We start from the raw sequence: 13,684 nt of genomic DNA, 5'->3' as shown, positions 1-13,684 counted from the left end.
TTGGTCATCACTGCCGCTAGCCAGAGTTTTACCGTCTGGACTAAATGCGACTGAACGTATCAAATCGCTGTGACCTTGCCAAGTTTGGAGGCATTCACCAGTTTGGCAATCCCATAACTTTACAGTTCTGTCATCACTGCCGCTAGCCAGACTTTTAAAGTCTGGACTAAATGCGACTGAACGTATCAAATCGCTGTGACCTTGCCAAGTTTGAAGGCATTCACCACTGTGGCAATCCCATAACTTTACAGTTCTGTCACCACTACCGCTAGCCAGAGTTTTACCGTCTGGACTAAATGCGACTGAACGTATCAAATCGCTGTGACATTTACAGGTCAAAATTTCTCTTCCACTAGCAACTTCCCAACAACGAACCACGCCATCAGTACCACCTGTAGCTAAAAGTTTGCCATCAGGACTAAATGCTACTGCAAAGACTGTACTGAAACCCTTGATAAAAGTACAATCACTCAAATTCGCCCCAGCAAAATTGACACGCCGCAAACTAGCATCAGAAAAATCAGCACCTTTAATTACAGCCCCCGATAAATCTCTCCCTTCCAAAGCAGCATTATCAACCTTCACCAATACCGTCGCCGCATTTCCACCGATATAACCAACTTCCTCCTCAGTTTTACCTTTCGTCGCCTCCAAAATTTCCAACAGTCTCGACTTAACCTCACCCACAAACTCAGTTTTTGAAAGCATCGGCACCAACAAATCCATCACCGCTTTCGTCAAAGGTTCCCGCCCAAAACTGTTGCGAAGTTGCCCTAAACTTTCACTCACAAAACCCTTCAAAGCCGGAATCGGTACAATATCGCCCGCATTATCCGCCTGACGGCTAAAATACCCCGACCAAGTATAATTTACCGACTCAACAGAATTATCCAAAGACAATTGTGCCTGCGATAACCCCGTAAAATCAGCAGGCAAAACTCCCAACTCCGCCGCCAACTTATACGCTACAAAAAACTCCAAAAGCGACCTATGTGCCGGAGAATAATCCCCCTCAGCATTGCGAATTAACATGGTTTGACCCATCATGTCGTAATGCCAGTGGTCTAAGTCCTTTTCTGCTTGCACCGCAGCCCCAAACAAGCGGCGAATCCTGTCTGGAAACAGCCGATAATTCAAACTCATCTGGTCAGTTGATAGCATTTCCCAGGACAGTTCGCACAGGAAAAATAGTTTATCTGCCAGCGATGTAAACGTCCTTTCTGCCTTGATATCCCGTTCCATCTTCCGGCGCACCGCATACAAATATACCCGCGACATATCCACGGGTTTACCTGCTTGAATATCCGGCAATGATTCTAATATCAATTCCGCCATCACCGGCCTGCGCGCCAAATCCAATAACTGCGGACTGTTTATCACCTGTGCCACAGTTTCGGCATCGGCTTGGTGAGACAATACTTGACGAATTTGCTCGTCGTCGAATGCTGCTAATTCCAATACTTCAAACTGCGGTGTTTCTCCGCTGAGATTGGCAGTCGAAGCTTTTAATTCCGCATTCAATAAAGCGCGTCCTTCTTTGGCTTCTGGAAAGTGTTCTGTCCGGCAGGTTAAGATTACTTTCGCACCGGGAACAATCACCTTTGCTAGTTCCCAGAAGTTGTTAATTGTTTGTTGTCGATCGCACTTCGCGGCCATTTCATCAAATCCGTCAAAAATCAACAGCAACTTCCCCATCCGATTCAGTTGATCGAACACCTCACTATTGAGGCGGATATTGTGCTGAGTAAAGAAGAAACCAGCCAAAACATTCTCAACATTCAAAGCTTTTGCATAGTCGCGCAAAGTGATAATTAAAGGCAACCGAGGCCGTTGAGTTCCTCTTTCCTTTGCCAGTTGGTAGCGCTGCAAAGCCGTCCAAGCATAGTGAAAAGCAAACCAAGTTTTCCCCGTCCCGAATTCGCCCAAAATCGAAATATGTTCTTTCGTCGGATCGTCCATCCACACGTCGATATAACCGTCAATCCAGCCGTCCTCTTCGCCGGAATAACTGGCATCAATTTGTCGCTTGTTAGCGCCATCGAACTCAGCTTTCGTACAACCGAGAGGCACGTATTTGCCATCGATTTGCCTGCGCTTAACTTCATTTTCCAACCAGTCGATATAGCCGCTAAAATCCGCATCCACATCAATCAATTCATCAAAAGTATAACAATCGAGATGGCGATTTTCTGGTTTGTCAACTTCCTTGCGGGCTGCTTTGGAAATCCGGCGCGCCGTCACCAGCCAACCTTCATCGGTTTTTTGCTTTTCTACCGACTGTCTCAGCGCCCCGACATCTTGAATTCCCGCTTCTCCCGCCATGCCGCGAATCAAAATGCGATCGAACCTGCCTCGTCTCACCGGAATCCGAATAATCCATTCAAAATAGTTATCTTCCCAAACTTGATACGGCTCAAAATCGTAGCCCAATATTTCAAACCAACCGCGCATCTGCTGCGCCAAGGCAAATCCTTGGGATTTTGCCGCAGTTTCTGTTGCTGCTGGTAAAGCCGGAGTATTTTCAACAGCCAATCGCGCCATTTCGGTGCGAATTCCTTCTAAAGTTGGGAGTCGATCGATCCTTTCTTGAACTGCTACAATTTGTTTGTGTACTGAATCAATCTGATGATTCGTCAAAGCTTCTTTGGGATTGCGGGTGCGCTTGGTGACGGCGATAAAAACTGCGGAAAAAGCAGCAAATTCGCGCCGAATGTCAATCCCTAAATCTTTAATTTTATCTCCCAAAGCATAGGTATCGAGAAATTCTTCTCCTTGTGTGAGAAAAATAGCCGGAGAATTGCGATCGAATGCTTGACGAAAAGCTTGTTTAATTTCTGATTCCCGGAATAGTTCTAAAATTGGCTTGGGTTTGCCGATGCCGTATTCTACCAAAGTGTAGGCGTAAACGCTGCTAAAATCCGGCAGCGGGTGTTCGGGGTCGAGGTTAAATTTTTTGAGTAATTTGATGACTGTTTCGCTGCGCTGAAACTTATCTTTAATTATAGGATTGGCGATGCTGGTAAGTGCGCTGATAATCGGATCGAGAGGTATCATCATGCTGGCATTCCGAGGTAATTGGTGGGACAATAAAGAAGACGGCGGTTGAAACCGCGCCTACACAAACGAAGTCCGCCTCCGCGGACTGAAGAAAATAACATAATTGTAACCGTTCTTCAACCTGCGGAGGCGGGTTTTGTCTGTATAGACGCGGTTTCAACCGCCCGGTCTTCTAATAACATCAATATCCTCACGTTAGTTTCCGCAAATTCTATTCAAGCGAATCGCGATCGTCTGCGAGGGCTTAGCTAACGCACTTCTCAACTAACTACCCAATCCAATTTTTTATGACTAAACCTGGAATTCGTGACAGTTCCCTCACGTTAGTCCAAAACAGGTTGTTCTCTAGTTTCCATGAAGTCTTCAGAGAAGAGTTTTAAACTATCAAACAAGATTTGCCACGGATTGTTTTTGGAAATTAAAACAACAACGTTACCTATCTTTTTGATGTAAACTTCGTTATCTTGAAACTGGTATTCTTTCGGTAAAACTACAGTCTGGCGGTCGCCATCGATCGATAATTTAACAGTGTTCATTTTAGCAAGTCCCAAAATTCACTAGATTCTACTAATACTAACATTTTAGCTTTTACCCAATCTTTAACCAACTCACTGACAAAAGATTACTCCTGCGTCTTCAGCAAAACCGCGCTGCGCCCAGCGTAGGCGTCATGGATGCGTTCGACATGACTCGAAAACGTGTTGATAGGCAACTCCGAGGGCAGATACCACTTGATGTCATCTGCTTCTTCCGTCGTGTGCAGGCTACCCCCAACGACTTCACAGCGGAATGTAAACACCAAGTCCGATCGCACTGGTATAGCATAAATGCCGTTAGCAAAGCCCTCGCAGAGGATCGCACCTATGACCTTAACCAGCAAACCAACCTCCTCTTCCACCTCACGGACAACCGCAGCCCACGGAGTTTCTGCCGCCTCAACCCTACCACCAGGCAAGTTCCAAGCATCCCTATCGGTGCGATGGCACAGCAGTACCTTGCCGCCGCTGTCAATAATCGCAAAAGCACCAATGGTGTGCATGGTTGACAAGCCTAATTGTTTTAATGAGTAGCAATGAAATTTTCAGTGAAGTGCGATCGACTTTCACTGCTGTGTATCCTGTTTTGCCTCAGTTTGCTGCTGTTGACGGTCTTCCAGTGCTTTGTCGATCGCCTTGCTAACAATCCATGAAACAGAACGTTCTTCAGAAGTAGCCCATTCCTCAAGAGCCTCCTTTTTTTCCTTGGTTACATACACAGCTATCAACTCAAGCTTACGCTTCCCGCCCATTAGGTTTTTCTCTTTTAAATTGACTCACATTTTAACTTCGATCCAATCTTTAACCAACTCACAGAGCGTTAATAGCTGTTGGATTCATTCTTTCACCTCCGGTGTAGATGCTTGTTGCTGTTCTTGACTTTGATACTCTTTAACACTTTTTTCAATCAGCTTTCCAGCCAGCCAAGATACGGATCGCTCGTCTTTCTCGGCCCATTCCTCTAATGCTTTGGCTATTTCAGGAGGGACGTAAGTGGTTACTCGTCTGAGGTTCTTCGGTGGCACGATCGTCTTTTTCTCATCACTGCTTTCTTTAACATTCTAGTTTTGCACGTTACCTCTTGACATAGGTTTACAAGCTATGTTAGCTTATCACAAGCGTACACCCAAGACCAAACCCCCACCGCTTCAGACTGCAATCGAGACGCGGCAGGGGTTTGGACTCCCACATTCAGGAGATAACCCTATTAGGAGATAACTCTATGATATCAACACCAAAGTCCGTTCCCGAACTACTGCGCGAAGAAATTCCCAACGCGCCCGCCGACAAAAAACCCGTCCGCTTGCTGCTGTGCGGCACTCCCAAGGGCGTTAACTGGATCGTAGATATCCTGCAAATCTTGGGTTTTGCCAAGATTGATGAGTGGAGTCCGCCTCTCCCATCGCCGATTAGCGGTGAGATCATGCGGATTTTGACCCGCTATTTTGCTGAGTAGAAATTGATGGTGATGGCGATCGCCGATTGGAGCGATGGCTGTCACCTACGAACTTTGAATTGTTATAATAAAAATTGCAAATTGTCCTATGTTTTGGGCTTTCTGAGATGAGGATTAATTTGCTAAAACAGCATCAATTTTAGGAAAAAATGATGGTACAAACCAACTCATCGGCTGATATTGCACTCAATATTCCGCCTGCACTAACGCTCACCGTTACCCGCGAACAGTTTGTAGAATTAGCGATCGCCAACCGAGAGTTACAATTAGAACGCACAGCAACAGGAGAATTAATCGTGAACCCACCAACCGGAGGCGAAACAGGATATCGAAATCTGGATATAGAAGGGCAAATCTGGCTGTGGAATCGGCGTACTAGACTCGGTAAAGCATTTAATTCTTCTACTGGTTTTCACCTGCCAAATGGGGCCGATCGCTCTCCCGATGCAGCTTGGGTGTGTCAAGAAAGGTGGGATGCACTAACCCCAGAACAAAAAGAAGGTTTTATTCCGTTAAGCCCAGATTTTGTGGTGGAACTCCGTTCTAAAACTGACAGAATCAAACCGCTGCAAGATAAAATGCAAGAATACATGGAAAACCAGGTGCGGTTGGGTTGGTTGATAGATAGAAAAAACAGAAAAGTGGAGATTTACAGACAGAACCAAGAATTAGAATTGCTGGAAAATCCTGCAACTTTGTCCGGCGAAGATGTGTTGCCTGGTTTTGTCTTGGATTTGACAGAAGTTTGGGGATAAATGATAAATTTTGTTAAGGACAGGAAATTACTCATTCGACCGGCTTATAAAAATTGATATATAATGTACAAATAAACAGATTGTGATTGAAAACACTATGACCAAGCAAAAAATCTTACAGGAAGGTCGAGAATATACCTTTCGTTCATACTTTGACTTACCTTATGAAACCGATCAAATTTTAGCAGAATTTGATTACTCACTAAGCAAAGGAAGGTTATCTTTACCGAAAACAACTAGACAGTTAGATAGACTGATAGAGCTGAGAGATAAAATAGAAGATATCCTTCCCTTAGTCAGTCTCAGCAGCGAAATAGCTAGAAGAGAATCCTTAGTATCCCCCGTACTTCTGGATCTGATCCGATACTGTCAATGTCAACTGCGATTTGAGTATACTCTCAACGTTAATAGCTGGTTAAAGGGAAATTTAGATTATCTCGTGAAGTCAAATCAAGAGTTGCTAGTTATTGAAGCAAAAAACGACGATATGACTAGAGGATTTACTCAACTAGCTGTACAATTAATTGCTATGTCGCACGTGGAAGACCAAAATATATTTTACGGTGCTGTGACAATGGGAGATGTCTGGCGATTTGGCAAGTTAGATCGAAATCAGCAAACTATTTTCCAAGACACTCATTTGTTTAGAGTACCTGACGATTTAGACGATTTATTTAAAGTAATGGTGGGAATTTTAGACGGGGATGAAATTTCGCGGTAGGGTGCGTCGCTTGCAGTCACTCAACTAGGTTCAAAAATTATCTTAGCGACGCACCTTACTATTAAAAATCTGCGATTGAAAAATCCCTACAAAATCGAACTTAAAACCACTTCATTAGCAGCAATCCAATCATAAATATCCTGCAAAGCCGCCTCCGGCCCAATCATAGGGTGCCATCCAGTCTTCTCCATCACCCTAGAAGAATCGGTAATAAAAATCGGAATATCCCCCGCCCGTTCCTCCAAAACCGGATTAATTGTAATAGACTTTCCCGTAATTTTTTGGCACAAATCAGTTGTTTCAACTAAAGACAGACTGTTGCTCAAACCACCACCAACATTAAACACTTCGCCGTCAAATTCCGCAAAATGTTCCAACTGATAATTGACTAATCTCAGCAAATCTTCAACGTGCAGCAAATCCCTAACTTGTTTACCACTGCCGCCAAAACCGATATAATTAAGCGACCTTTGAAAATAGTGAGCCGCCACCCACAAACCGCAAACTCCCTGATCTACTTTCCCCATTTGCCAAGCACCGGTAATTAACCCGCAGCGGTTGATAATTGCCTGCACGTTGTATGCTTCCCTGTACTCCTCAATCAGCAATTCCGACGCTAATTTAGTTGCTCCGTAAAGCGAGCGGTGTCCTTTTAGTGGGAAATCTTCTGATATGCCTAACTCCGATATACCGGGTAATGTTTGCTCTGGGGCGATCGCAAATCTATCATCCAACTCCAATAACTTGATAGACTTGACAGAGGCGATCGGATAAACCCGACTCGTAGACAAAAACAGCAAACTCGCACCAGTCTGTCTCGCCAACTCCAAAACATTCACAGTACCCAGCAAATTCGTCTGCAAAACGTACTGAGGCGAACTAAAACCCGCCAGCACAGAAGGCTCCGCAGCGCAATCTATAATACAATCAGCATTGAGTGCCACTGGATCTAAATCAGCCGCCGTGCGAATATCCCCGTAAACAAACTGAATCCCGCAACTTTTAAGCCTAGGCAAATTCAATTCCGAACCCCGGCGGCGCAGGTTATCCAAACAAATTATTTGCCATTCCGGGTGAAGTTTTTTCAGGCCAATTGCCAAACAACTGCCGATAAAACCCGCACCGCCCACAATTAAAATTCTCTCAGGCATTGACTCAACTTTCTTAGAGGATTAATTACTGCTGTTAAATTGTGTTGAGGTATAGCCTTTATCAAAAAGATGAGGTATGACTGTAAATGGAGTTTTTGATGCGACCTCGCTTACTATATAATAAATATAAGAGGGCTGAAGCCCAACAACGTACCTCACCTATCTGAGAAAGGCTATATGTCTCGCATTAAAACTTAATCATCTGTCAATTAATTTTGACAGCTATTCTGGTTCAATGCCCAAAGCCCGCAACTGATTTGCTAAACGTTCGACTCGCTCTTGGGCTTGCAGTGCAGCTTCCTCTGGCGTAGCAACTAACTCACCGTCTGGGGTAAAATAACGCAATTTCCCATCGTGAATTCCCAGATATAATTCTAGTACCTCACTCCACAATCTACCAAATTCATTGGCAAGAATAGCTTGATATTCTTGACCAATTAAACGAAAACCAGCAAATTCCAAATCTTCAGGATCGAACCAAAAGTATTCGGGCGTTCTAAACCGATTTTGATATAATATCTTTTTTTCGTTGCGATCGACTCTGGCGGTAGAACTAGATAGCAATTCTATAATTAGATCGGGATATCTCCCCTCTTCTTCCCAAACTACCCAGGAACGACGCGGACGTTTTTCGGTATCGGCGATCAGAAAAAAATCAGGGCCGCGAAAATCCCGATTTTTCAATTGTTGCTGGCTGTAGTAAACCGTCAGATTTGCTCCAACAAAAAAGTCATTGCGATCGCGCCATTGCCATTCCAAACAGGCAACTAATAATGCTAATTGAATATAATGTAGGGAACTTTCCATTTCTGGCTCATCACTTTCAAGTTGACTGGCATCTGGCATCAATCTTGCCATTTCTTGGGCTGTAAAAACCATGACTTAATCCTCTCAATTTAGTATATCTTTTCAACCAAATTTCCCCATAGCCTCCTAAGTTAAATTTTACCGCGCGATCGCACTTTTGAGCGATTTGACCATTTTTTCGTAACCATTTCGCAGGTTCCGCCCGTTACCTAAGTTGCAGTCCCGATTTTGGTACGCAGTAGTATCAGCATCAAAGTATCAATAGCTGCGGTACCAAAATCATTAGTCATCATTCCTTCGCAGTCAAGACTTCACTCCTTGACTTAGGCAACAAATCTAATTTCAACTCATTCATCTTTCTTGTTCGGTGGTAGTCGCCGCGAGAGAGATGTTTTTCCAGCCAGACATACAAGACAATAAACAAATATCGACTGCCCATCTCTTTAATCTTCAACTTAGAAATACCAGCAGTCCGATTGTACCATCTCAGAGGAATCACCGTATAGGAAAAACCCCGGACAATTGCTTTTAGGGGAAGTTCGACAGTCAAATTAAAGTGATGGCTCAAAATCGGTTGTATACCTTCAATCACTTCTCTGCGATATAGTTTAAAAGCATTCGTGACATCGTTGTAACGCAAGCCGAAAATACTTTTGACAAACCAGTTTGCTAAGCGATTAATTCCTAGTTTGTGAATTGGATAATCAACGACAAACCCGCCTTTGATAAATCTGGAACCGAAAACGCAATCATATCCTGCTTGCAATTGGCGGTATCCTGCTACCAAATCCATCGGATCGTCGGAAGCATCCGCCATCACAATCGCCACAGCATCGCCTTCAAATTCTGCCAATCCCCGGCGCACGGCAAATCCAAAACCGTTGGGAGGTTGATTGTTGATGTATCTAACTGTGGGGAAAGTCTCTGACAATTCCTGGCAAATGTCAACGGTTTTATCCGTACTATTGTCATTCACAATCAAAATTTCGTGCGGAATCCCTTCTAAATCGAGCGTCTGGGCTAAAGCCCGCACAGTACCATCCAAACAGCCCTCCTCATTGTGGGCTGGTATAATCACCGAAATTTTCACTCTTTATCCTCCACTGTTACCCTAGCACCGCCGCGCAACCTGACAAACTGGTTGTCAACAGGATTATACACCCAAGCTTTGATATCGGTTTGGGCGATCGCCAAATCACTACTCGACACATCAACCGCCCACCTCGCATTATTGTACAACTGTGATTTCAAAGTCTTAGCAATATCGGGGCTGTCCAAATTTACATAAGCGTTAGCAAAAAAAGATTGTTTATCGCCGACAGATAGCAGTACAATATTCGGCTGTTTCCTATTTTCTGGCAAAACCACCCAACCAGCAGCTTTCAATAATTTATCGCCCGTTGGAGGTTGGTCTAAATAGCCGTAAACTTTCTTGGTATTAGGAATAAAATCTACATTTTTGGCGAACTTTCTCCAACCAAATTTATCGAGAATAGCAGCACCATCTCTCACCAGCCAAGTTTTTTTACTCAACACTCTCAAACAGCTTTCGGGCGAATTGTTGAAAAACTTCGACGGTTCGAGATAGTTAATTAACTGCAAACAATCTTGAGCGCCTTGTTTGTAAATAAGTGCAGAGCTAGTTTGGACGATCGCCTGCTGAGAATTAACAATAATTATACCAATTAATAGCCCTGAAACTCCTCTAAAAATCAATTTATAGTTGAATTTCAACAGAGCTTTTGTTTCTCGAATAAACAATTGTCCTAGCTGAACCAAAGCAATTAACAGCAAAATCGAATTAGTCGTATATCTTGAAGATTCGATCGCCTGAATTGCCCCAAATTCCGCCCTACCAGCCGTAATAAACAAAGCCGACAAAACCGAAAACAAACCTATTGACAGCCAAGGCAAGGCCTGATGTGGCAATCTCAAATCACTTGTGGGATGGGCATCTTGCCCGTCCCCACCCAATCCCAAATTAGTTAATAGAATCTTCTTCCCAAAATGCCATACAAAAAATCCAAAAGTTGTAAATATTACCAATCCTACAAATGCAGAAAGTCCAGGTGATCTAACAATTGGCGAACCCAATAAACTCAAAAAATAATCAATTACCACCAGCGGCTTATTCAACAATGCAATAATACTTGTTTTACGGCTAGGATGATAATCAATTGAGTAAATAGCACAAGTTGCTGCAAACAGCAATATCCATACAATTAATCTTCTTTTTTTCTGTACTCGATTTCCCTCCAAAGCCACCACAGCCGGAACCGCCACAAACCAAGATAGCAAACCTTGAGCCAGAGAAAAACTAGCAATAAAACAGAATATAGCAGCAATAGAAATTCTAATATTAGGCAATAATTTGTGAGTTGAAACCAGCGCATAAACCGCAGCTATAAAACACAGATTTACAAAAAACCAAGCTAATTGAAATCCCCAAAGCCAGTTTTCATGTTGAACCAGGGAGAAAAGTAAAATACAAGTTAAAATATTAGCTAAATGCCACAAATTATCCCCAACATTCTTAACCTGCATCGAGGATAACTTGTACATAGTCATAAAAGTTATACCAGCCAAACCGATGCTGAGACACAACTGATAATTAATATTCCATCTGGAAGCAAAAACCAGCACAGCGATAATTAATTTCGGAAAGACTATGCGGTGGTTGCTGTGCAAAGCCCAAAAATCGTTAAACGTTACACTTCCCTGAGCTATTTTCTCAAACAGGCTAGCCAACCTCCACTCGTCATCAATGGGTACGTTAACGCTAAAAGTGGCTACAAACCCGATTAAAAGGACAACAGGAATCAGATATAGCGTAAATAAAATACTTTTTTTCATGAATGTGCGATCGCACCAATTGCCATCACTATTTTATATTAATACCGTTAAATCATTCTCATCAAGTTTGTAGTGAAGACTTTAGTCCTCATAATTTGCGGGAATTAGGATTAAAGTCCTCACTACGAACCGGGCTAATTAGGACTAAAGTCCTCACTACAAACCAGTCATCAAGTTTGTAGTGAGGACTTTAGTCCTATTCAATTCTGTTAACCGAATTACTTAACAGTCTTGAATGTATCCAGTTTGCCAGTAAATCGGTTGATAAACATCTGCAAAACAGTTCGCTTGCCGATATTGATATTAGAACTTACCGCCATTCCCGACTGCAAGTTAACTTCCTGTTCATTTGGCTTGCCCTTGTTCAAAATAAACTTTTGAGTCTTCAGCTTAATTTTGGTTTTGAAAGCGTAGTATTTCCGGAGTTCAGTAGGAGGTTCAGCATCGCTGCTAATCTCTTTCACTTCACCCTCAGCAGTACCAAACTCCAGCGCAGGGAAAGCTTCAACATTTATATCCACAGGTACGCATTGGTATTTTGTCAAACCCAATTTCTCTCTATTAACTTCCTTCTCAGGACACAGGCAGCTTTTACCTTTTTCGCAGTCAATCTTTTCTCCATCTAATTGTTTGCCGTGATATTTTTCTAATTTTTCTCGCTTGTTTTTCATACCATCCAAAACAAGAGCTACGTTGCTATTTTCCAGGTAAACAACTGCTTGCAAGCCGTTTTCATCATCCAAAACCTTGAGCAGCTTCTCTGTTTGCTGCGCTTCGTAATAAGCTTCTTCGCAGCGTTTGGGGCGCGGTTCTCCCGGCTTCACCACTGAGTTAATAATGGATTGGCATATCGGATCTTTAGCTAGATCCAACTTCGCATTCTCCTTCTTAGAAGGTTTCAAATCGAAGATAACGCCGGATACGGGAGCCTTCATAATTTGAGTATCGCGGACTTGCTGGGCTTTTTCTAGCTGAGCATTTACTTCGGACAGCTTTTTCAGGTTTTCTACTTTAAAACGGCTGAGTTGAGAATCGCTGCTGGCAATTTGTTTCTGGTTTTCAGCAATTTTGCTGTAAAGTTCTTTGGCCCAGGCATCCTTGGTGTTTTTCAACTGTTCTTGGGCGCGGGCGATCGACTCCTGAATGCGCGCTTGCTCTCCTTGCTGGCGCTGTACTTCAGCGGTAATTTTTTGGATGTCACCTTGACGCGCATTAATTTCGCCTCGGCGTGTATTTATCTCACCTCGGCGGGTGTTGATTTCGCCTTTGCGGGCGTTGATTTCGCCTTCGCGCTGTTTGATTTGATCTTGCTGTTTCAGAACGTCGCTTTGGCCTCTGAAAACATCTTGTTCCTGTTTTTCTCTTTGCAGTTCAGCGATCGCTCCTTGCTCTACCAGCGGGCCTAGTCTGCCCAAAATGCCTTGATTGGACTTCAATACTTGTTGGGATTTGGCTAACTGTTCGTCAGCCAAATCTTTCTGAGCCAGAGCTGATTTGACTTGCTCTTGGGAAGAGGCTAACTGCTGCTGAGAGTAATTTAATTGGTTCTGAGCAAAACCCAATTGTTGCACTGCTACATTCATTTGATCGCCGGCGGCTTTCTCAGCATTTTCAGCTTGCTTGAGTTGTTTGTCCAACTCCTGAACTTGCCCTTGGGCGGCGGCTACCCGAGACAGAAATTCCGATCGATAATTAACATACAGTCCTTGCTGGGTGGCATCAAAATTTCCGTTGGCTCCCCGGTTAAGGTACAGCTCGTCAATCAAAGCTTGCAGCACTTGATTTTGTGCAGCAAGGCTCTGTCTGTCTTTGATTGTGGATTCTAGGTTGGAAGGAATAGGGCCTTGAACTTTGCCGCTGACGACATCTTCGTAAAATTTATTTTCCTTTTCCAGCGCTTCTTTAGTTTTCTTAATCGATGTTAAATCAGCACTGGGTGCAAGGGGGTTGAAAGTGAGCAGGGGCTGGTTTTTTTCTACCCGATCGCCATTTTCGACGTGCAGCCTCACCACAGCGCCCGTAGCAGGCGCTTGGATGTCTCTAGCACCATCTTTGAGTTCCAATTGGCCGACAGCGGGGACAGCTTGCTCTACGCTAGCAAAATAAGCCCAAACTACGGCAGAAGTGGTCATCAGCATGATCGTCCACAAAAACAAGCGCGACCAAATCGCTGGTTTTTCCAGAATGACTGCTTGTTCAGAAAGGATTACCGATTTCATAGCCATATGTTATTTGGGTAATGGGTAATGGGGAATTGGGAATTGGGAATTGGGAATTGGGAATTGGGAATTGGGAATTGGGAATTGGGAATTGGGAATTGGGAATTGGGAATTGGGAATTGGGAATTG

13 protein-coding genes are annotated in these 13,684 nt (G+C 43.6%); 3 read left to right on the top strand and 10 right to left on the bottom strand.

All coding sequences use genetic code 11. From position 1 onward, the window contains the following. The 5 genes from JGK14_RS30715 to JGK14_RS30695 form a co-directional block, all read right to left on the bottom strand. Positions 1 to 3,057, bottom strand: a 3,057-nt coding sequence (locus JGK14_RS30715) for an NACHT domain-containing protein (RefSeq protein ID WP_325315870.1), incomplete at its 3' end; no start/stop codon positions are given. 323 nt (positions 3,058 to 3,380) lie between these two features. Beyond that, complete coding sequence (locus JGK14_RS30710; protein WP_293193538.1) at positions 3,381 to 3,593, bottom strand: antitoxin; 213 nt, start codon at positions 3,591 to 3,593, stop codon at positions 3,381 to 3,383. Positions 3,594 to 3,679: 86 nt separating this feature from the next. Then, positions 3,680 to 4,096 carry an NUDIX hydrolase gene (locus JGK14_RS30705; RefSeq protein WP_293185951.1) on the bottom strand — a complete coding sequence of 139 codons (417 nt, stop codon included), beginning with the start codon at positions 4,094 to 4,096 and terminating at the stop codon, positions 3,680 to 3,682. A 63-nt stretch (positions 4,097 to 4,159) separates the two neighbouring features. Beyond that, on the bottom strand, positions 4,160 to 4,345 hold the full coding sequence (locus tag JGK14_RS30700; RefSeq protein WP_293185950.1) for a ribbon-helix-helix domain-containing protein: 186 nt from the start codon (positions 4,343 to 4,345) through the stop codon (positions 4,160 to 4,162). Positions 4,346 to 4,429: 84 nt separating this feature from the next. Continuing rightward, positions 4,430 to 4,618: a ribbon-helix-helix domain-containing protein gene (locus tag JGK14_RS30695; protein ID WP_293185949.1), complete on the bottom strand. Its 189-nt coding sequence runs from the start codon at positions 4,616 to 4,618 to the stop codon at positions 4,430 to 4,432. Between the two features lie 197 nt (positions 4,619 to 4,815). On the opposite strand from JGK14_RS30695, the gene JGK14_RS30690 reads away from it, so the two are divergent. From JGK14_RS30690 to JGK14_RS30680, 3 genes are all read left to right on the top strand, one after another. Continuing rightward, positions 4,816 to 5,049, top strand: a complete 234-nt coding sequence (locus JGK14_RS30690) for a hypothetical protein (RefSeq protein WP_293218651.1) — start codon at positions 4,816 to 4,818, stop codon at positions 5,047 to 5,049. Positions 5,050 to 5,201: 152 nt separating this feature from the next. After that, positions 5,202 to 5,804 (top strand): Uma2 family endonuclease, encoded by a 603-nt coding sequence (locus tag JGK14_RS30685; protein ID WP_325315871.1) that lies wholly within the window; start codon positions 5,202 to 5,204, stop codon positions 5,802 to 5,804. Positions 5,805 to 5,901: 97 nt separating this feature from the next. After that, the gene (locus JGK14_RS30680; RefSeq protein ID WP_293185945.1) at positions 5,902 to 6,525 is read left to right on the top strand and encodes a hypothetical protein; all 624 of its coding nucleotides are present in this window, start codon (positions 5,902 to 5,904) and stop codon (positions 6,523 to 6,525) included. 86 nt (positions 6,526 to 6,611) lie between these two features. Here JGK14_RS30680 and JGK14_RS30675 read toward each other — a convergent pair whose 3' ends face one another. From JGK14_RS30675 to JGK14_RS30655, 5 genes are all read right to left on the bottom strand, one after another. Next, positions 6,612 to 7,676 carry an NAD-dependent epimerase/dehydratase family protein gene (locus JGK14_RS30675; protein ID WP_293185944.1) on the bottom strand — a complete coding sequence of 355 codons (1,065 nt, stop codon included), beginning with the start codon at positions 7,674 to 7,676 and terminating at the stop codon, positions 6,612 to 6,614. A gap of 222 nt (positions 7,677 to 7,898) precedes the next feature. Next, a complete protein-coding gene (locus JGK14_RS30670; protein ID WP_293185943.1) occupies positions 7,899 to 8,555 on the bottom strand; it encodes a Uma2 family endonuclease in 657 nt (218 codons plus the stop codon). Positions 8,556 to 8,772: 217 nt separating this feature from the next. After that, on the bottom strand, positions 8,773 to 9,573 hold the full coding sequence (locus JGK14_RS30665; RefSeq protein ID WP_293185942.1) for a glycosyltransferase family 2 protein: 801 nt from the start codon (positions 9,571 to 9,573) through the stop codon (positions 8,773 to 8,775). After that, the gene (locus JGK14_RS30660) at positions 9,570 to 11,336 is read right to left on the bottom strand and encodes a hypothetical protein (RefSeq protein ID WP_325315869.1); all 1,767 of its coding nucleotides are present in this window, start codon (positions 11,334 to 11,336) and stop codon (positions 9,570 to 9,572) included. The genes JGK14_RS30665 and JGK14_RS30660 overlap by 4 nt, the downstream gene beginning before the upstream one ends. Positions 11,337 to 11,554: 218 nt before the next feature. Continuing rightward, positions 11,555 to 13,555 (bottom strand): chromosome partitioning protein ParA, encoded by a 2,001-nt coding sequence (locus JGK14_RS30655; RefSeq protein WP_293185938.1) that lies wholly within the window; start codon positions 13,553 to 13,555, stop codon positions 11,555 to 11,557. Between the last annotated feature and the right edge of the window lie 129 nt (positions 13,556 to 13,684).

The organism is Microcoleus sp. PH2017_28_MFU_U_A (assembly GCF_020738035.1).
Classification (GTDB): Bacteria; Cyanobacteriota; Cyanobacteriia; order Cyanobacteriales; family Microcoleaceae; genus Microcoleus.
Note: the sequence above shows the minus strand (reverse complement) of the source record. Positions and strands in the feature narration are given on the sequence as shown.

Excerpts from the sequence above, each read along its gene's own strand:
- JGK14_RS30710 (WP_293193538.1), bottom strand. The coding sequence starts at position 3,593 with ATGAACACTGTTAAATTATCGATCGATGGCGACCGCCAGACTGTAGTT.
- JGK14_RS30705 (WP_293185951.1), bottom strand. The coding sequence starts at position 4,096 with ATGCACACCATTGGTGCTTTTGCGATTATTGACAGCGGCGGCAAGGTA.
- JGK14_RS30700 (WP_293185950.1), bottom strand. The coding sequence starts at position 4,345 with ATGGGCGGGAAGCGTAAGCTTGAGTTGATAGCTGTGTATGTAACCAAG.
- JGK14_RS30690 (WP_293218651.1), top strand. The coding sequence starts at position 4,816 with ATGATATCAACACCAAAGTCCGTTCCCGAACTACTGCGCGAAGAAATT.
- JGK14_RS30685 (WP_325315871.1), top strand. The coding sequence starts at position 5,202 with ATGGTACAAACCAACTCATCGGCTGATATTGCACTCAATATTCCGCCT.
- JGK14_RS30680 (WP_293185945.1), top strand. The coding sequence starts at position 5,902 with ATGACCAAGCAAAAAATCTTACAGGAAGGTCGAGAATATACCTTTCGT.
- JGK14_RS30675 (WP_293185944.1), bottom strand. The coding sequence starts at position 7,676 with ATGCCTGAGAGAATTTTAATTGTGGGCGGTGCGGGTTTTATCGGCAGT.
- JGK14_RS30670 (WP_293185943.1), bottom strand. The coding sequence starts at position 8,555 with ATGGTTTTTACAGCCCAAGAAATGGCAAGATTGATGCCAGATGCCAGT.
- JGK14_RS30660 (WP_325315869.1), bottom strand. The coding sequence starts at position 11,336 with ATGAAAAAAAGTATTTTATTTACGCTATATCTGATTCCTGTTGTCCTT.
- JGK14_RS30655 (WP_293185938.1), bottom strand. The coding sequence starts at position 13,555 with ATGAAATCGGTAATCCTTTCTGAACAAGCAGTCATTCTGGAAAAACCA.